This is a genomic window from Rathayibacter sp. AY1C9, from assembly GCF_002932315.1.
Classification (GTDB): Bacteria; Actinomycetota; Actinomycetes; order Actinomycetales; family Microbacteriaceae; genus Rathayibacter.
In genome coordinates, this window is record NZ_PSVZ01000023.1 from 21,904 (window position 1) to 37,895 (window position 15,992).

Sequence of the window (15,992 nt, forward strand, 5' to 3'; positions counted from 1 at the left end):
AAGGCGGTGGTCACTGCGGACGTCCGGGATCGATCAGGAGCGCGGTACTGCGGTCACTCGGACAGCAGCGGGATCGAGCGGCCCACGCGCCTGCCGTACTCGGCGATGGCGCGGCCGACGGGGAGCCGCTCGGCCTCGTAGCGCTGGAGCGCCTCGTCGACCGGGTGCCGCGCGAGGGAGCCGGCGAGGGCCAGCGCGTCGCCCGCCGCCTTGGCCGCGCCCATGGCCGTGTGCGGCCGCACCGTCACGGCGGCGTCACCGAGGAGGGCGACCCGGCCGCGGACCGTCCGCGGCGGGACGTAGTCGACGATCGCCTGCAGGAAGGGCTGCGGCTCGGCCAGGACGGCGGCCGCGAAGGCCGGCGGCAGGCGGTCGAGCGCGTCCTCCTCGAGCCGGCGGCGGAGATCGGGAGCGAGGTCGCCGGGCGCGAGGGACACGCTCTCCGGTGGACGGCCGGACGCCGTCATCACTCCGCGGAGGGCGTCCTCGGAGAGGGGCCGGTACCAGACCCAGTTGTAGCGCCGTCGGCCGGGCTCCACCTCGCCGGCTGGTCCGGGGACGAGGTAGCCGAGCATGTGCTCGCCGGGCGCGGTGTAGAAGGCGAAGCGTCCGAGCAGAGTCGCCGCGGCCTCGGCGGAGAGCGCCGACTCCGGGATCAGCCCGCGCCAGGTCGAGTAGCCGGCGTAGCGGTTCCCCGGCGCCTCGGGCGCGACCGCCGCGCGCATGACGGATCCGAGGCCGTCGGCTCCGATGACGACGTCGAACTCCAGGCCGCTCCCGTCGCGCAGCTCGACGACGACCGGGTCCGTCCCGGTCGAGGGGCGCACCCCGGCGACGGCGTGACCGAGGAGGTAGCGGTCGGCGGGGAGCCGCGAGCGGAGCGTGTCGTCGAGGTGGTCCCACGACACCTGCGTCTGCGGGGAGGGGTCGCGGCCGATCACGCGCCCGGAGCGGTCGAGGGTGATCCGCTCGTGCGCGACGACGCCGACCCGCGCCTCGTCGTCGCGGCCGATCGCGTGCAGGAGGTCGATCAGGTCCTGCTGGGCCACCAGCCCGGCGCCTCCCGCGACAGGCCCGTCGCCGACCGCTCGAGGACCGTCACGCGGTGCCCGTCGCGGACGAGCAGTGCCGCGGCGAACAGTCCGCCGATCGAGCCGCCGACGATCCCGACGTCGAGCGGGCGCACCGCTCCTCCTGCTGCCATGAGCGCGACCGTACCGGCGAGCGCGCGGCGCCCGTTCCTACAGACGGCGGAACAGCGCGGCCTCAGGTGCGGTCGTCCGCGCGCAGCGACCGGATCATGCCGCGGAGCAGGCGCGCCGCCGCCTGCCGCTCCTCCTCCGCGAGCCCCTCCAGCATCCGCAGCTCCACCCCGCGGACGGCGGAGGAGGCCTCGGCGAGGCTGCGGCGTCCGCGCTCGGTGAGCCGGGCGGGGAGCGCCTTGCCGACCGGAGCCGCGTCGGGGCGGGTGACGACGCCGTCGCGCTCCAGAGTCTGCAGCAGGACGTTCATCGACTGCCGGGTGACGAAGGCGCCCCGCGCGAGCTCCGAGTTCGAGAGGCCCGGCCGCTGGGCGAGGAGCTCGAGGCAGGAGTAGTGGGTGACCGTCATCCCGAGCGGGCGGAGCACCGCCTCCATCGCCGCGCGCAGGGCGCTCGAGGCCTCCTTGAGGAGGTAGCCGAGCGAGGTCTCGAGGTCGATGCCGTCTTGACTCATGTCAGTATTCTGACATACGCTCCAATGTGTCAGAAAGCTGACACAACCGAGGAGGAACCCCATGCCCGTCACCGGCCCCGACTTCGTCTCACTCCAGGTCCGCGACCTCGCGGCGTCCCAGGCGTTCTACGAGCAGTACCTCGGCCTGGTCCGCTCGCCCGCCGGCCCGCCGCACGCCGTCGTCTTCGCGACGACTCCGATCGCCTTCGCCCTGCGCGACCTCGCGCCCGGCACCGACCTCGACTCCGCCTCCCGCCCCGGTATGGGCGCCGCGATCTGGCTGCACGCGACCGGCGTGCAGGAGATCCACGACGCGCTCGTCGCCGACGGGCACCCCGTCGTCGCGGCTCCCATCGACGGCCCGTTCGGGCGCACCTTCACCTTCGCCGACCCGGACGGCTACCACGTCACCCTGCACGACCGCGCCTGAGCGGGACGGTGCGGACCGCGCCTGAGCTGAGCGGGGCGGAGCGGACGGGACGAGGCCGGGCGCCTCAGCCCATCGCGCGCAGCTGAGCCGCGAAGAGATGCAGCGAGCGGTCGACCTCGGGCAGCGCCGGCGTCCGATTGAGGTGCCCGTGGGGCATGCCGGCGGCCAGGTGCCCGGTCACGGCGACGCCCGCCTCCGCGAGCTGGCGCAGGAGCAGCTCCGCTGACCCCCGCAGCTCGTCGTACTCGTTCACGAGGACCGTGACCGGAGGCAGACCCGCCAGCGGCGCGGAGCCGGGCAGCGCCTCGACGGGGAGGTCGGAGATCCGCCCGAGGTAGGTGCGCACCATGCCCTCGATGCTCGACGGAGGGAAGCGGAGGACCGGCGGCAGCTCGCGCAGCTCGGCCGCGATCGCGTCGTCGACGGCGGGGTTGGGGAAGTGGGCGAAGGGGTAGGCCAGGAGCACGTGCTCCGGCAGCCGCGCACCGGCGTCGCGCTCGCGGAGGACCGAACCGAGGGCCAGGGCCGCTCCCGCGCTCGCGCCGCCCATCGCGACGGGTGTGGATCCGGACTCCGTGCTGCGGAGGTGCCGCCAGGCGGCGTGCACGTCGTCGAGCGGGACGGGGTAGCGGACGTCGGGGCCGGCGAGCCGGTAGTCGACGGAGACGACCCGGGCCCGCGCCCGGTGGGCGAGCTCCGCCGCGACGACGTGCGACTCGCGCATGTCGATGCTCCCGGCGGCGAACCCTCCTCCGTGCACCCAGAGCAGAGCGCGCTCGGGCGCGGCGGGCGAGTACACGCGCAGCGGGACCGGTCCGTGCGGGCCGGACGCGGTCTCCGTGACGACGTCGATCCCCTCGGGCAGCGACCAGGCCCCCGGATCCTCCTCGAACGCGGCCATGCGGGCGGCCTGCTCGGCGTCGAGCGGATACGCGAGGCCGGCCAGGAGGGGCAGCCGGGCGGCGAGGTACGGATCGAGCGGCATCGGCGCCTCCTGCGGGGTCGGGGTCGCGGACCACGCTAGCCCGGCCGCGGGTCCTCGAGCGGCGCCTGCTCAGCCGCGTCGCTGCAGGAGCATCACGCCGTCCAGGAGCACGGCTGCCGTGCCATCGGGAGCGGTCACGGCGCGCTCCCTCGTCTCGACGAGCTCCGCGGTCCACTCGGCGGGGTCGAGGGCCAGCTCGGCGAGCTCCTCCTCGGGGCCGAGGAGGTGCATCTCTCCGTGGCGGTGATCGTCGCCGCTCGCCCACGGCGGGGGTGCGGCGTGCGAGACGACGGCGAGGCGGCCGCCGGGAGCGACGACGGAGGCCGCCCGCCGCAGCACGTCGATCCGCGGGAACTCGGCCATCGAGTGCAGGAAGCTCGCCGTCACCAGATCGAACTCCCCCACGACCGGCCAGTCCTCGGCGAGGTCGGCCTGCACGAAGTCCACATCGGCGCCCCGCTCGGCCGCGGCCGCGCGCGCCCGGCCCAGCGCCGTCTCGGAGAGGTCGAGCCCGGTCACGCGCCAGCCGAGCGACGCCAGCCACAGCGCGTCCGCCCCCTCACCGGCGCCGAGGTCGAGGGCGCGGCCCGGCGGCAGCGAGCCGACCAGCCCGACCAGCGTCGCGTTCGGGCGGCCTGACCAGATCCGATCGGAGTCGGCGTAGCGCGCCTCCCACTGCTCGCGTGCGGTGCTCATGCTGCTCCTCGTCCCCGGGCGCAGGGGGCACCCGCGTCGAGGATGCCGCGCCGCCGCTCCGGCCGCCAGCCGTCGTGCCGAACCGGCACGGGCACCCGTCCCGCGGACGACACGGCCGGACGGAGCCGCGGCGCCGCGCGGACCCGCCGGACGCACTTCCCCGACACGCCCCGCGCCGATTAGCGTCGGTGCATGGCCCTCCGACTCGAAGAGATCATCGTCGACTGCACCGACTTCCGGACCCTCGGGCACTGGTGGCAGGAGGCGCTCGGCTGGGACGTCGTGGACGAGGACGAGGACGGCATCGAGCTGCTCGCCCCGTCGGGCCGCGGGCCGAGCCTCCTCTTCCTCGACGTACCCGAGCGCAAGACCGTGAAGAACCGCCTGCACCTGGATTTCGTGCCGGACGACCAGGAGGCGGAGGTCGCGCGGCTGGTCGGCCTGGGGGCGACGCGGTCCGATGTCGGGCAGGGCGAGCAGTCCTGGGTCGTGCTCGCCGACCCGGAGGGCAACGAGTTCTGCATCCTCTCGGCGCGGGAGTGAGAGCGCTTCCACTTTCCAGGACGGTTGTCGGGAAAGCGCTTCCATGCGCACGCATCGAAAAAGATTCCGAGAAGTCAAGGGTAGAACGATCGTTCTCGACTCCCTAGCATCGCCTCCGACGCGTTTCCCGACCGGGAGCGCGCGGAGCCGAGGAGTCACCGTGACCACCTACGACAGACCCGTCGCCGCCGTCGGCATGACGCAGTCGCAGCAGCAGGGCGAGCTGCTCGCCGGCCGCGCCCTCGAGAACCGCGCCCTCGGCCTCTACGCGTACGCCTACCGCCTCACGCTGTCGGACTCCGCGGCGAGCGCCGCCCTCCGCCACGCGGCGGTCACCGTCCGCAGCGGACGGCCGCAGGGACTCGACGACACGGGCGCCCTCGACCTGATGCGCTCCGAGGTCGGACGCGCGAGCGTGCAGCGCGGCGGCTCCGCGATGGAGCGCGCCGAGCAGGCCCCGCCGGCGATCCGCGAGGACGACCTGCTGCGCTCGGGCTTCCACCGCCGCCTGCACGCCCTGCCGACGCTCGAGCGCCAGGCCTGGCTGCTCCGGCACACCGGCGGCCACGACGTCGACGCGATCGCGGCGATGCTGCAGGAGCCAGCGGAGCGCATCCGCTCGGCCCTCGCCTCGGCCGCCCGCACGCTGGTCGAGGGCGAGCTGGCCGAGAGCGAGTCCGCGGAGTAGCGCGGCACGAGGTGCCCGAGAGACGCCGGGTCCAGCCGGCGGCGCCCCTCAGGCGTCTGGGACCCGGCCGCGACTCGGCGCGACCGGGAGGACGGGGTCAGTCGAGGTAGTCGATGTCGTCCCACGGCTGGTGGACGTCACCGGTGTCGCGGTCGTCGTCCGGCACCTCGAGCTCCTCGAAGATCACCGGAACACCCGTCGAGATCAGGACGCTGACCTGGCGGTTGCCCACGATCACGAAGTCGACGAGGCCTCCTCCGGCCTGCGTCGCCTCGGTCGCCGACCGCTTCAGCTCGGCGACGTCGGTCCCCTGGGACAGCCCGTAGGTCTTGCCCTCGATGGTGACGGTGGTGCGGATCATGTGGCGCTGCTGCTCCTCGGCTCGATGGGTTCAGCGTACGAATCGCGACAGAGCGCTGCCAGGCCTTGCGGTGGACGCCCGCGGCTGCCACGGGTGAAGGGGCCGGCTGAGGCGAGCGGCGTCCGGAGCCGAGGCCGGAAGCAGCGTGACGGGCCGCTCGGGCGGATCCGCCGCTCCTGACCTCGGTTCCGGACACCGGGCGGCGGAGTCAACCGGGCGCGCTCCACGGAGCTCCCGCCGTAGCGTGGAACCTGTCCGCACGTTCCGCATCCAGCGACAAGGAGGATCCGATGACCGAGAAGAACACTCCCGAGGACCCGCAGACCACCGACCCCGAGCACGTCGACCCCGAGACGGCCACCGACCCCGAGGGCGACCCGGTCGAGAACCCGTCGGGCTGACGCCCGCACCGGAACGGCCCGCGGCCACCGGGACACCGCTGAAAAGGCGGAGTCCCGGGGGTCGCGGGCCGTTCCCGTGTCCGGCGCCGCCATACTGACGGAGTGCAGGCCGAGGACGACGAGCGCAGGGATCTCGAGCGGATCCTGTCGGCCCGACCCCGCGACGACGGCGCCGACCGGGACGAGCGGCGCGAGGCGCTGCGACGGCTCGGCGAGCTGGAGGCGGAGGACGCGCCTCCCGGAGTGACGCGGTCCGGCGCGCAGACCGGCGCCGCGCCGTCCGGAGCGCAGCCGGCCGCGGCGCATCCCGCGACGGCGACCGACTCGCGCGCCCCCCTGCCGGCGACCGCACTCCCGCTGTCGGCGACCGCCGGCTCCGGGACTCCGGAGTCGCCCGCCGAGCACCCCGACGGGCCGGCCCCGCGGACGCCGCACCCCCGCCGCCGCCGCCTCGTGCTCGCCGCCGCGATCGTCGGCGGAGCCGCGGTCGGCGCGATCGTCCCCACCGCGCTCCTCCTCCCTCCGCCCGCGGACCCCGTCGCCCCGCCGACCGCCTCCGCGGATCCCGCCGACCGCTTCGCCGCGCTCGTCGAGGGCTGGGAGCCGACCACCGACGTCCCGCCGGGCCTCGCCCTGCTCGCCGGGGAGGCCACGGTCTACGGCTCCGGGTTCGACACCGCCGAGAACGACCGCCTGCTGATCACCGAGCCGAACGGCACCACGGTGTGCCTCGCCGTGCAGCGCCCGGACGCGTCCTTCTTCGCCGGCTGCACCGGCTCGGAGGCGTTCTTCGCCGGGGAGCCCCTCCGGGTCAGCGGCACGACGCTCCGCAGCGGCGCCCCGGTGTACACGCAGATCCTGCTCCGCCCGGACGGGACGATCGAGGGCGGCTACCAGCTGGTGCCGGAGCCGCCGCAGCCCGAGGCGGAGGAGTCCGGAACGGTGGAGTCCGGGTCACCGGACCCCGCGACCAGCGAGCCCTGAACCGCCGGGCCCGCGACCAGCGAGCCGTGAGCCTGCGGCCGGCGAGCCGCTAGGCGCGCGTCGCCTCCGCCGCGTCCGCGATCACCTCGGCCGCGGACGCCGTCCGCTCCCACACCGCGCGCTGCCGCTCGGCGCCCGTGCCCCGCGCCAGGACCCGCTCGACGCCGCACGCCGCGACCTCCTCGTCGCCCGACTCCGCCAGCGCCCGACCCGCGTGGTCGAGCAGGCGCGCCAGTACCGCGGAGGCGGGGGCCGGGCAGCCGTCGACCGGATCGATGAGGTCGCCGGTCGTGCCGTGGCGGCTCGCCAGCCACGAGGAGACGGCGATCACCGGAGTCGGCAGCGGCACGGGCGGGACCCCGGCGCCCGCGTCGCGCACGGCCGTCTCGGCGAGCGCCCGGATCAGGACGGCGATCAGCGCCGAGTCCTCCGCGTGCAGCGGGACGTCGGCGATGCGCACCTCGACGGTCGGGTGCGCACGGGAGAGACGGGCGTCGAAGTAGAGCATCCCCTCGTCCAGCAGCACGCCGCAGGAGGTGAGGGAGGCGACGACGCTCCGGTACTGCTCGAGGTCGCCCCAGATCCCGACCGGGCCGGCGGTGGGCCAGCGCCCCCACGACTGGTAGCGCCAGCTGGCGAAGCCGGTGTCGACGCCGGCGCTCAGCGGGGAGTTGGTGCTCAGGGCGAGGAGGGCGGGCAGCCAGCCGCGCAGCCGGTCGAGGACCGCGATCCCCTCCTCCGGCGACCCGATCCCGACATGGACGTGCAGGCCGCAGGTGAACTGCTCGCGGGCGACGAGGCCGAAGCGCTCGGCCATCCGGTCGTAGCGCTCGTCGGCCGAGAGGTGCGGCTCGAACGCGGCGGGGCTGGTCGCGACCGCGACGGCGCGGGCACCGACCTCGCGGGCGGAGTCGTCGGCCAGGCGGCGGCCTTCGCGCAGTCCGGCCAGCAGCGCGTCGTGCGTGCGGGCGGGCGAGCCGACCGCCTCGATCTGCTCCGCCTTGAGCTCGGCGGCCAGGGCGACCGCCGCGGAGCCGCGGACGGAGCCGAGCAGCAGCGGCGCCGCGGGCGTCGGGAGGAACGTGCCGGCGTCGACGAGGAGGTACTCCTCCTCCACCCCGAAGGTGCGGGCGCTCATCGGAGCGCCTTCCGCCCGAGTCCCCCGCCGCAGCCCACCCGGTCATCCCACCGTGCCGGGCGCCCGCCGGGCAACCGTCCTCGGCCGATGTTCAGCGTCGGGACGCCCGCGACGCCGGTCCGCGGGCGGGCTGTCAAGGCCGGGTGCAGCGGGGCGCGGAGCGGCAGGATCGGAGCACACCCAGAACCGGAGGTCCCCGTGCCCGACAGCACTCCCGAGCAGGCCGAGTACGACGTCGCCGTCATCGGCGCAGGACCCGCGGGGACGGCCGCCGCCCTCCGCGCCGCGGAGCTGGGAGCGCGCGTCGTCGTGCTCGAGGCCGCGCGCGTCGGCGGCACCTGCGTCAACACCGGATGCGTGCCCACCCGCGTCCTGGCGAAGACGGCGCGGATGATGCGCGAGACCCGCTCCGCCGGCGACTACGGGATCGAGATCGGCACTCCCGTCCTCGACTGGGCCGCGACCGTGCGCCACGTGCACGAGCGCGTCGACCTGGTGCGCTCGATCAAGCGCGAGGCGCAGCGGTTCGAGGAGGCGGGGGTCGACCTGATCCACGAGGGCCGCGCCCGCTTCGTCGACGAGAGCACCCTCGTGCTCGACAGCGGGCGGCGGATCCGCGCGCGCTCGATCATGGTCTGCGTCGGCGGGCACTCGCGGCGGCTGCCGATCCCGGGCGCCGAGCTCGCGACCGTGCCGGAGGACGTGCTCGGGCTGACCGAGCTGCCGCGCCGCGTCGCCGTGATCGGCGGCGGCAACACGGGCGCCCAGCTCGTCACCGTCTTCAACGCCTTCGGCTCCGAGGTGACGCTCCTCGACGTCGCCCCGCGGATCCTGATGACCTCCGACTCCAGCATCTCCGAGCACGTCGGCGCCGCCTTCGAGCGCCAGGGCGTCCGCGTCCGCACCGGGATCGAGACGGTGTCGGGCATCGAGCGGCAGGACGACGGCTCGCTCGCGATCGCGTGGCGCGAGGGCGGCGAGGACCGGACGGCCGAGGTCGACGTGGTGATCATGGCCACCGGCTGGCCCGCCGACGTCGAGGACCTCGGACTCGAGAACGCGGGCATCGAGGTCGTCCGCTCGGCGATCCCCGCCGATCAGTACTTCCGCACGGTGGTGCCGCACATCTTCGCGGTCGGCGACGCGAACGGGCGCGACATGCTCGTGCAGGCGGCGCAGTTCGAGGCGGAGGCCGCCGCCGAGAACGCGGTGCTCGGCGCGAACCGGCGCACGCCCCAGTTCCTCCTGCCCGCGGGCGGATTCACGGACCCTGACTACGCGGGCGTCGGCTTCACGCAGGAGCAGGCCCGCGAGCGCGACCCGCAGTGCGTCGTCGCCTCGGTGCCGTTCTCCAATTTGGACCGCGCCGTCATCGACGACCGCGAGAACGGGTTCCTCACGCTGATCGCCGACCGGCGCCGCGAGCTGCTGCTCGGCGCGCACGCGGTCGGCGAGAACGCGATCGAGGTCGTGCAGTCGGTGACCACGGCGATGGCGGCCGGAGTCGACCTCGCGACCCTCGCGAACGTCCGCTTCGCCTACCCCACCTACAGCGCGGTGATCGGGATGGCGGCGCGCGCCCTGCTGGCCGAGCCGGCGCGCCCGACCGAGCTGGACTGACGCGCTACTCGATCCTCGGAGGCGGCGCCAGCCCCGAACCGGCGGCCCGCCGCCTCCGAACCACTGGAGACGGGCACTCCGCCCGCCCCGCCGAGAGGAACCCCTGTGCCGATCCCCGCTGTCGACTACAACCACGTCCGACTCACCGTCCGCGACATCGCCGTCTCGCGCCCCTTCTACGACTCCGTCTTCGGCTTCGACGTCGCCTTCGAGGCGCCGCCGGCCGACGCGTCGCCGGAGGAGAAGGAGCAGCTGGCGTTCGTGTTCGGCGGGGTGATCTACCAGTTCCCGGGCGGACTGCTCGGCCTGCGCCCCGTCGCGCCCGGCGACGACCGCTTCGACGAGGACCGGGTCGGACTCGACCACGTCAGCTTCACCGTCCCCGACCTCGACGCGCTGAAGGCGGCCGCGGCCGTGCTCGACGACCTCGGCATCGCCCACGAGCCGATCAAGGACGCCGGCGGCATGAGCCTCCTCGAGTTCCGCGACCCCGACAACATCGCGCTCGAGATCACGTCCCCGAGCTGATCGGAGCAGCGCGCGTATCGAGATCTCCACGCACGAACGGGCAGGTCTCGATACGCCGCTTCGGGCTACTCGACCAGCAGAAGTCCCCGACATGCTGATCGAGTAGCGCGCTCAGCGCGCGTCTCGGGATCCCCGCGAACCCACGGAGCGCGGACTACGGACGACGTCGACGGTACGGAGTCGTCGTCGACACCCGGACCAGGCCCGCGCGCTCCAGGATGGACCGCGAGTACTCGGTCGAGTCGCTGTGCACGAGGGTCTTCCCGAGTGCCTGTGCGGAGGCGGCGCGGGCGGCCGTGACCAGGCCGTAGAGCCCGCGTCCGCGGTACTCCGGCAGCGTCGCTCCGCCCCAGATGCCGGCGAAGGCGGTGCCCGGGACGGGCTCGAGCCGGCCGCCGGACGCCATGCGCCCGTCGACCTCGGCGACCCACAGCTCCATGCCGTCGCCGCGCGCCAGGCGGGCGACGAGCGAATCGGCGATCGACACGTCGACCTCCTCCTCGAAGGCGGCGTCGATCATGGCGCTGAACGCGCGGACGTCCGGCTCGTCGACGACCCGCCGCAGCACGACCCCCTCCGGGACCGGCCGGTCCGAGAGCAGCGCCTCGACCGGGCCGATCATGATCGACTCGGCCTCGTCCGGCGCGAAGCCGTTCGCGACGAGCGCGTCGTGCAGGCCGGGGGCCTCGTCGTGGCCGCGGGTCTTCCACTCGACGCGGGTGACGCCGGGATCGGCGTCGAAGTGCGCGCAGGCCGCGGCGACCAGGCGGGCGATCTCCGCGGAGGAGGCGCCGGCGAGGTCGCGGTAGGTGACGAAGCCGCGTCCGCCGGCGAAGGTCACCAGACGCAGAGGCCCTTCGCGCGTCACGGAGACGGCGCTCGGGGTCTCGGCGTCGGAGCGGAGCTGGTCGTCGTAGGCGCGGAGGTAGTCGGAGCTCATCGCCCCGACGCTACCCCCGGACCCGGGCGATCAGGTCCTGGATGAAGGGGATGACGTCCTTCGCCTGGTCGACGCTGGCGAATCCGGTCGCGACGAGCGGCCAGATCGAGCCGATGAGCGTCGCGATGACGGCGGCGACTGCAGCGACCCAGGCGAGGGCCGCGTTGCGGGAGAGGAACGCGACGGCGAGGCAGGCCAGGCCGACCGCGTAGCTGAGGACGATCGAGAGGACGATCGCGCCGACCGGGACGTCGAGCGCCCCGGCCGTGGTGCCGTCGGCCGCGCCGATCAGCCCGAGGACGGGCAGCAGCACGGCGACGACGACCACGAACGAGAGCACGACGCCCGTGCCGAGCGCGATCCAGGCCGCGCGCGGCTTGCGTCGCGCGCCGTACGAGCGGGTGCGCACGGGACTACTCCCGACCGGCGGCGGACGACGCGCGGTCGTCCTCGGAGCGGTGGGCGTCGGCGTCGTCGGACGCGGCGTCGCGATCGGCCGCGGCCTCGTCGCGCTCGACGTGCTCGGACTCCTCCGCCGGAGCGACCTCGACGGTCGCGGTGCGGGGGTCGCCGTCGTCGTCCACCGGCTCGACCTGGACGCGGACCACGAACTCCGCGGTCTCGACGACGGCCGGAGCCGCGTGCGTCTCGACGCGGGGGTCGTCCTCGTCGCGCTCGGCGGCGCGCTCGTCGTCGGCCGTCTTCTGGGCGGCTGCGCGCTCGTCGCGCTCGTCGGCCGCACGGTCCATCGCGTCAGCGGCGTCGTCGGCGGCGTCCGCCAGACGTCCGCGGGCGGAGTCGACGGCACCGGAGACGGCGTCGCGAGCGTTCCCGGCGGCCTCCTTGGCGGAGTCGCGGGCGTCGGACGCGGCGCGCTTGGCGGTGTCGACGAGCGGCTCCTTGTCCTCCTCCGGCTTCTCGATCGGGTCGAACGGGCCGTGGACGTCGGTCGCCTCGACGTTGACGACGACGTGGCCGCCGGCGACCGGCTCCGCCACGCGCTGCACCTGATCGCGCACGGCGTCCAGGACCTCGCGGACGGGGTGGGGGTACTCGACGACGAGGTCGATGTCGACGGTGGTGACGCCGTCGGCCTTCGAGACCGTGACTCCAGGGACGGTGCTGGTGCCCAGCACGCGGCGGGAGGCGCGGTCGAGGCCGCGGGCGACGGCTCCACCGAGGTGGTGGACGCCGGACACGCGCTGGGCGCTCTCGCCGGCGGCGGTCGCGACCCGGCTCTCGGTCGACTCGGGCTCGGACGGCTTCCCGTCGCGGCGGGCGGACTCGCGCCGGCTCTGCTCGTTCGGGGTCGGCTGCTCATCGGTGCGGATGAGCTCGACGGTGCCGGGCTCCATCGGATCGGACATGGGGTGCTCCTTCAGAAAGACTTCCATCCCGCCTGAGCGGGGCTCTCCGGCCCTCCCGATCGGGAGGGCCGGACGGTGGTGCCGGCGGCTACTGCACGCGGGCGGTGCCGCTCATCTTCGTCCGCAGACCACTGACGATCTGAATGACGACGGGCGTCTCCTCGCCGAGGAGGGCGTCCCACTGGCGGACGGCCTGGTCGACCGTCTGCCGGGTGCGGGCGGGCGAGGCGCCGCGGCGGGTGTGCGCGGTGACGCGCAGCACCTTCTGGTGCTTGATCTCGAACGCGGTCACGTCGACCGCGACGATGGACGGCTCCTGCGACAGGGCCTCCTCGAGGACCTGCTCGGCGACCTTCGCGTCGATGGTGACGGAGCCGCCCGTGGGCGTCCCCGCTCCCTCTCCCGAGCCGACGCGCAGCAGCGTGGAGGTGCGGCCGCGGCCCTGGCGCACGATGAAGCGCACCAGCAGCAGGATGAGGACGAGCGCGACGACCGCGATGGCCCAGAGGATCCACGGGGTGCCGCCCGAGAGGGCCTGGCTCGTGGGGTCGGCCGCGTCCTGCGCGGCGGTGGACACGTTCTCCTGGACCTGCGGGAGCAGCGACCCCACCGCGACGGCGCCGCCGGCGAGGAGGAGGACGAGGCCCACGACGAACAGGAGCAGCCGGTTGAGGAATCGGTTCGTGGTGGTCATCAGCGGACCGTTCCCTTCTCGGACAGGCGCACCTTGGAGCGCAGGCGCGGGGTGCAGTCGAACGTGGCGAGCTCGGCGTCGACGGCCTCGCGGATCGGCGTGACGTCGACGCTGCGGCCGGAGGTGCGGGAGACCGTCACGTCGACGACGCGGGATCCGACCGACACCGACACGTTGTCGGGGTCGACGTCACCGGCGTAGCCGGCGGTGCGGGCGACGGCCTGAGCGATGACGCGGTCGTCGACGATCGCCGCGGTGCGGTCGGTGCTGACGGCGCGACGGCCGCGACGGCCGGGCTTGAGCGACACGACGATCAGGACGAGCCCGATCAGCGCGAGCACGGCGCCGGCGGCGGCGGTCAGCGCGATGGGCGCCGCGGCCGCGTTGAGCAGCGAGGACGCTCCGTCCTGCGGGGCCACGAGCAGCGCGGGCTGGCCGAGGACGGCGAGGACCGCCTCCGTGCCCAGCCACGCGAACAGGAGGATGAGCAGGACGGCGAGGACGATCGCCGATCCGGAGCGGGACGAGTGCGTCTCGCGCCGCACCAGGCGCGGGTAGAGCGCCCGTCCGGCAGTGGTGGGAGTCGTCACGACACCCTCCTTCGTTCTCGGAGGTCGGCACCGGTGATCCGGAGGTCGACCCGGCCGATCGTGGAGCCCGTCAGTTCGAGGCAGCGCGAGCGGATGGTCGTCTGCGCCCGGCTGAGTCGGTCCAGCAGCGTCCCGGAGGAGCGGCGGCCCGTCTCGCCCAGGGGCGTGACGTGGATGGGGGCGTGCGCGACGACGTGGAGGCGTCCTCCCTCGTCGTCGAGCTCGACGGACACGTCGGACGAGTTCACGTCCAGCGCCTCCGCGGTGACGGCCGACACGACTCGGCGCACGGCGCGCGAGCTGATCGTCGTGCGGCCGTGGCTGGCCTCGTCGGCCATCACCGCCGCGGTCACGAGGACCGCCGCCCGCGGAGGGTGTCGCCGAGGGAGCGCAGGTCGAGCTTGCCCTCGACGACCCGCCCGACGCCGTAGCCGATCGCCATGGCGAGCGCGACCCAGAGGAGCGCCCAGAAGCCGAAGACGAGGGCGGTCAGCGCGAGGACCGCGCCGAGGACCAGGCCGATGTGGGACGGAGTCACTTGACGCGGCTCTCGGTCTCGTCGTCCTTGTCGTCCGAGGGGATGAAGACGTCGGAGATGGTGACGTTCACCTCGGCGACCTCCATGCCGACGACCGAGGAGATGGCCTCGGAGACGGCGGAGCGGATGCTGTCGGCGAGCTTCTGCAGCGCGACGGGGTACTCGGCGACGACGGTGATGTCGGCGGCGACCTGCTTCTCGCCGACCTCGACGGAGATGCCCTGGCCGCGGTCCTGCGCGTTGATCGCGTTGCGGATGGCGCCGATGGCGCGGGCGGCGCCGTTGCCCAGGTCGTGCACGCCGGGGACCTCGCGGGCCGCGATGCCGGCGACCTTCTCGACGACGCCGTCGGCGATCGTGTTCTTGCCGGCCTTGGTGGCGGTGCCGTGCTTGGCCGAGGAGGCGTTGGCGAGGCTGGTGGGGGTGACGTTGGTCATGATCTTCTCCAGATGGTCAGAGGTCGTGGCCGGGGCCGCGGTGCTCACGATCCGTGGCACATGATGAAGACGTGGCCCGGGGCCCGGACGTCCCGGTGGCTCAGCCAAGGTGCAGGGAACGTCGAGCGGAGATGCGTTTCGCGGCCACCGGCGTCCACAGGCCTCGGCGGCGCACTCGCTGAGCGGCCAGCGGAGTGCACAGCCGCGTCAGGCCGCGGTCGCCGTCCCCGCGGGGAGCCGGCGGTCGCGCCGGCGGGTGAGGGCGCGGCGCCAGGCGGGGCTCCACCGCTCCTCGGCGACCGCGTTGAGGCCCCAGGACAGCAGGAGGACGACGACGAAGGCGACGAGTCCTGCTCCGTCGCGGCCGATCAGCGGCCAGAGCGCGCTGACGATCGCGCTGCCCACGACCAGATGGAGGATGTAGAGCGAGTAGCTGATCCGCCCGAGCCAGAGCAGCGGCGCCCATCGCAGCACGGCGGTCCGGCGCCGCATCGCGACGACCGCGACGGCCGCGCAGACGCCGAGGACGACCGCTCCGTCCGGCCCGCCGTGGAGGAGCTGGGCGTTCAGGGCCGCGATCAGAGCCGCCGGCACGGCGAGGAGCTCGAAGCGCCCCTGGCGTCGCGAGAGGAACAGCAGCATCCCGACGCAGAAGAGCGGTCCGTACTCGGCCAGCGTCAGGTTCGCCAGGACCCGGACGGCGACCGGCGCCGAGACGACGTCGACGCCTCCCGAGGCGAGGTGAGCGGCGACGGAGGCGGTCACGGCGACGCCGAGCCAGACGACCACCAGCACGCGGACCAGCCGATCCGTGAACCGGCACTTCGTGAGGACGAGCACGAGCAGCACCAGCAGGTAGAACTGCATCTCGACGGCCAGCGTCCAGAACGCGCCGTTCACATTGGGTACCAGCAGCAACCGCTGCACCATGGTGAAGTTGAGCAGCAGCTCCAGCGGCGTGAGGTCGGTGCCGGGGACGCGGGCGAGAGCGCCGACGACGATCGAGACGACCACCGCGATCCAGTAGGCCGGGTAGAGGCGGCTGACGCGGGAGATCGCGAAGTCCGACGGCCGCCGCGCGCGGTCCGCGGACATCAGGATCACGAAGCCGCTGATGACGAAGAAGAGCTGGACGCCGAACTCGCCGAACGGGAGCGCGAAGGATCCCGGCGGTGCATCGGGATGATCGAGCGAGAACGCGGTGGTGAAGTGGTAGACGACCACGCCGAGGGCGGCGAGGCCGCGCAGACCGTCGAGCTCGACGAAGCGTGACGCCACGGCTCCCCCGCTCCGGAGCCCCCGCCCCTCGCTCGAGTGTTCCAGAGCGCTCCGGCCG

General features: G+C 74.2%; 22 protein-coding genes. 6 read left to right on the plus strand and 16 right to left on the minus strand.

Annotation, left to right across the window (positions count from 1 at the left end; genetic code table 11):
• Positions 1–53: 53 nt before the first annotated feature.
• From C5D09_RS13935 to C5D09_RS13940, 3 genes are all read right to left on the minus strand, one after another.
• Positions 54–1,049, minus strand: a complete 996-nt coding sequence (locus C5D09_RS13935) for an FAD-dependent monooxygenase (protein WP_219813076.1) — start codon at positions 1,047–1,049, stop codon at positions 54–56.
• Positions 1,031–1,204, minus strand: coding sequence for an NAD(P)-binding protein (locus tag C5D09_RS17730; protein WP_219813077.1), 174 nt, complete (start codon positions 1,202–1,204; stop codon positions 1,031–1,033). Before C5D09_RS17730 ends, C5D09_RS13935 begins: the two co-directional genes overlap by 19 nt.
• Before the next feature lie 62 nt (positions 1,205–1,266).
• Positions 1,267–1,716 carry a MarR family winged helix-turn-helix transcriptional regulator gene (locus C5D09_RS13940; RefSeq protein WP_104269566.1) on the minus strand — a complete coding sequence of 150 codons (450 nt, stop codon included), beginning with the start codon at positions 1,714–1,716 and terminating at the stop codon, positions 1,267–1,269.
• A gap of 61 nt (positions 1,717–1,777) precedes the next feature.
• On the opposite strand from C5D09_RS13940, the gene C5D09_RS13945 reads away from it, so the two are divergent.
• Positions 1,778–2,146 carry a VOC family protein gene (locus C5D09_RS13945; protein ID WP_104269567.1) on the plus strand — a complete coding sequence of 123 codons (369 nt, stop codon included), beginning with the start codon at positions 1,778–1,780 and terminating at the stop codon, positions 2,144–2,146.
• 64 nt (positions 2,147–2,210) lie between these two features.
• On the opposite strand, the gene C5D09_RS13950 is transcribed toward C5D09_RS13945, so the two are convergent.
• Positions 2,211–3,131: an alpha/beta hydrolase fold domain-containing protein gene (locus C5D09_RS13950; RefSeq protein ID WP_104269568.1), complete on the minus strand. Its 921-nt coding sequence runs from the start codon at positions 3,129–3,131 to the stop codon at positions 2,211–2,213.
• 69 nt (positions 3,132–3,200) lie between these two features.
• Positions 3,201–3,827, minus strand: a complete 627-nt coding sequence (locus C5D09_RS13955) for a class I SAM-dependent methyltransferase (RefSeq protein ID WP_104269569.1) — start codon at positions 3,825–3,827, stop codon at positions 3,201–3,203.
• Between the two features lie 192 nt (positions 3,828–4,019).
• Here C5D09_RS13955 and C5D09_RS13960 point away from each other — a divergent pair, with 192 nt between their 5' ends.
• Both C5D09_RS13960 and C5D09_RS13965 read left to right on the plus strand, forming a co-directional pair.
• Positions 4,020–4,370, plus strand: coding sequence for a VOC family protein (locus C5D09_RS13960; RefSeq protein ID WP_104224051.1), 351 nt, complete (start codon positions 4,020–4,022; stop codon positions 4,368–4,370).
• Between the two features lie 160 nt (positions 4,371–4,530).
• A complete protein-coding gene (locus C5D09_RS13965; protein ID WP_104224052.1) occupies positions 4,531–5,058 on the plus strand; it encodes a hypothetical protein in 528 nt (175 codons plus the stop codon).
• A gap of 97 nt (positions 5,059–5,155) precedes the next feature.
• Here the strand turns inward: C5D09_RS13965 and C5D09_RS13970 are convergent, their stop codons facing one another.
• Positions 5,156–5,419: a hypothetical protein gene (locus C5D09_RS13970; RefSeq protein ID WP_104224053.1), complete on the minus strand. Its 264-nt coding sequence runs from the start codon at positions 5,417–5,419 to the stop codon at positions 5,156–5,158.
• 503 nt (positions 5,420–5,922) lie between these two features.
• Between C5D09_RS13970 and C5D09_RS13975 the strand changes: the two genes are divergently transcribed.
• On the plus strand, positions 5,923–6,804 hold the full coding sequence (locus C5D09_RS13975; protein WP_104269570.1) for a hypothetical protein: 882 nt from the start codon (positions 5,923–5,925) through the stop codon (positions 6,802–6,804).
• Positions 6,805–6,853: 49 nt separating this feature from the next.
• Here C5D09_RS13975 and C5D09_RS13980 read toward each other — a convergent pair whose 3' ends face one another.
• Positions 6,854–7,942, minus strand: coding sequence for a glutamate--cysteine ligase (locus C5D09_RS13980; protein ID WP_104269571.1), 1,089 nt, complete (start codon positions 7,940–7,942; stop codon positions 6,854–6,856).
• A 198-nt stretch (positions 7,943–8,140) separates the two neighbouring features.
• Between C5D09_RS13980 and C5D09_RS13985 the strand changes: the two genes are divergently transcribed.
• Positions 8,141–9,562: an NAD(P)/FAD-dependent oxidoreductase gene (locus C5D09_RS13985; protein ID WP_258063244.1), complete on the plus strand. Its 1,422-nt coding sequence runs from the start codon at positions 8,141–8,143 to the stop codon at positions 9,560–9,562.
• A gap of 105 nt (positions 9,563–9,667) precedes the next feature.
• Complete coding sequence (locus C5D09_RS13990) at positions 9,668–10,090, plus strand: VOC family protein (protein ID WP_104223996.1); 423 nt, start codon at positions 9,668–9,670, stop codon at positions 10,088–10,090.
• A gap of 154 nt (positions 10,091–10,244) precedes the next feature.
• Here C5D09_RS13990 and C5D09_RS13995 read toward each other — a convergent pair whose 3' ends face one another.
• From C5D09_RS13995 to C5D09_RS14035, 9 genes are all read right to left on the minus strand, one after another.
• Positions 10,245–11,030 (minus strand): GNAT family N-acetyltransferase, encoded by a 786-nt coding sequence (locus C5D09_RS13995; RefSeq protein ID WP_104269572.1) that lies wholly within the window; start codon positions 11,028–11,030, stop codon positions 10,245–10,247.
• Positions 11,031–11,040: 10 nt separating this feature from the next.
• Positions 11,041–11,439: a hypothetical protein gene (locus C5D09_RS14000; protein WP_104223994.1), complete on the minus strand. Its 399-nt coding sequence runs from the start codon at positions 11,437–11,439 to the stop codon at positions 11,041–11,043.
• 4 nt (positions 11,440–11,443) lie between these two features.
• On the minus strand, positions 11,444–12,397 hold the full coding sequence (locus tag C5D09_RS14005; RefSeq protein WP_181065705.1) for an Asp23/Gls24 family envelope stress response protein: 954 nt from the start codon (positions 12,395–12,397) through the stop codon (positions 11,444–11,446).
• A gap of 88 nt (positions 12,398–12,485) precedes the next feature.
• Positions 12,486–13,091 carry a hypothetical protein gene (locus tag C5D09_RS14010; RefSeq protein ID WP_104250494.1) on the minus strand — a complete coding sequence of 202 codons (606 nt, stop codon included), beginning with the start codon at positions 13,089–13,091 and terminating at the stop codon, positions 12,486–12,488.
• A complete protein-coding gene (locus tag C5D09_RS14015) occupies positions 13,091–13,681 on the minus strand; it encodes a DUF6286 domain-containing protein (protein ID WP_104269574.1) in 591 nt (196 codons plus the stop codon). Before C5D09_RS14015 ends, C5D09_RS14010 begins: the two co-directional genes overlap by 1 nt.
• Complete coding sequence (locus C5D09_RS14020) at positions 13,678–14,034, minus strand: hypothetical protein (protein WP_244230558.1); 357 nt, start codon at positions 14,032–14,034, stop codon at positions 13,678–13,680. The genes C5D09_RS14015 and C5D09_RS14020 overlap by 4 nt, the downstream gene beginning before the upstream one ends.
• Positions 14,031–14,219, minus strand: coding sequence for a DUF2273 domain-containing protein (locus tag C5D09_RS14025; RefSeq protein WP_104223990.1), 189 nt, complete (start codon positions 14,217–14,219; stop codon positions 14,031–14,033). The genes C5D09_RS14020 and C5D09_RS14025 overlap by 4 nt, the downstream gene beginning before the upstream one ends.
• Positions 14,216–14,656 (minus strand): Asp23/Gls24 family envelope stress response protein, encoded by a 441-nt coding sequence (locus C5D09_RS14030; protein ID WP_104269575.1) that lies wholly within the window; start codon positions 14,654–14,656, stop codon positions 14,216–14,218. The genes C5D09_RS14025 and C5D09_RS14030 overlap by 4 nt, the downstream gene beginning before the upstream one ends.
• Before the next feature lie 207 nt (positions 14,657–14,863).
• Positions 14,864–15,934 carry an acyltransferase gene (locus C5D09_RS14035; protein ID WP_181135055.1) on the minus strand — a complete coding sequence of 357 codons (1,071 nt, stop codon included), beginning with the start codon at positions 15,932–15,934 and terminating at the stop codon, positions 14,864–14,866.
• Positions 15,935–15,992: the final 58 nt, after the last annotated feature.

What these genes read in the sequence shown, in the direction of transcription:
- C5D09_RS17730 (WP_219813077.1), bottom strand. Translation starts at nt 1,204, where the DNA reads ATGGCAGCAGGAGGAGCGGTGCGCCCGCTCGACGTCGGGATCGTCGGC.
- C5D09_RS13940 (WP_104269566.1), bottom strand. Translation starts at nt 1,716, where the DNA reads ATGAGTCAAGACGGCATCGACCTCGAGACCTCGCTCGGCTACCTCCTC.
- C5D09_RS13945 (WP_104269567.1), top strand. Translation starts at nt 1,778, where the DNA reads ATGCCCGTCACCGGCCCCGACTTCGTCTCACTCCAGGTCCGCGACCTC.
- C5D09_RS13950 (WP_104269568.1), bottom strand. Translation starts at nt 3,131, where the DNA reads ATGCCGCTCGATCCGTACCTCGCCGCCCGGCTGCCCCTCCTGGCCGGC.
- C5D09_RS13955 (WP_104269569.1), bottom strand. Translation starts at nt 3,827, where the DNA reads ATGAGCACCGCACGCGAGCAGTGGGAGGCGCGCTACGCCGACTCCGAT.
- C5D09_RS13960 (WP_104224051.1), top strand. Translation starts at nt 4,020, where the DNA reads ATGGCCCTCCGACTCGAAGAGATCATCGTCGACTGCACCGACTTCCGG.
- C5D09_RS13970 (WP_104224053.1), bottom strand. Translation starts at nt 5,419, where the DNA reads ATGATCCGCACCACCGTCACCATCGAGGGCAAGACCTACGGGCTGTCC.
- C5D09_RS13980 (WP_104269571.1), bottom strand. Translation starts at nt 7,942, where the DNA reads ATGAGCGCCCGCACCTTCGGGGTGGAGGAGGAGTACCTCCTCGTCGAC.
- C5D09_RS13995 (WP_104269572.1), bottom strand. Translation starts at nt 11,030, where the DNA reads ATGAGCTCCGACTACCTCCGCGCCTACGACGACCAGCTCCGCTCCGAC.
- C5D09_RS14005 (WP_181065705.1), bottom strand. Translation starts at nt 12,397, where the DNA reads ATGTCCGATCCGATGGAGCCCGGCACCGTCGAGCTCATCCGCACCGAT.
- C5D09_RS14010 (WP_104250494.1), bottom strand. Translation starts at nt 13,091, where the DNA reads ATGACCACCACGAACCGATTCCTCAACCGGCTGCTCCTGTTCGTCGTG.
- C5D09_RS14030 (WP_104269575.1), bottom strand. Translation starts at nt 14,656, where the DNA reads ATGACCAACGTCACCCCCACCAGCCTCGCCAACGCCTCCTCGGCCAAG.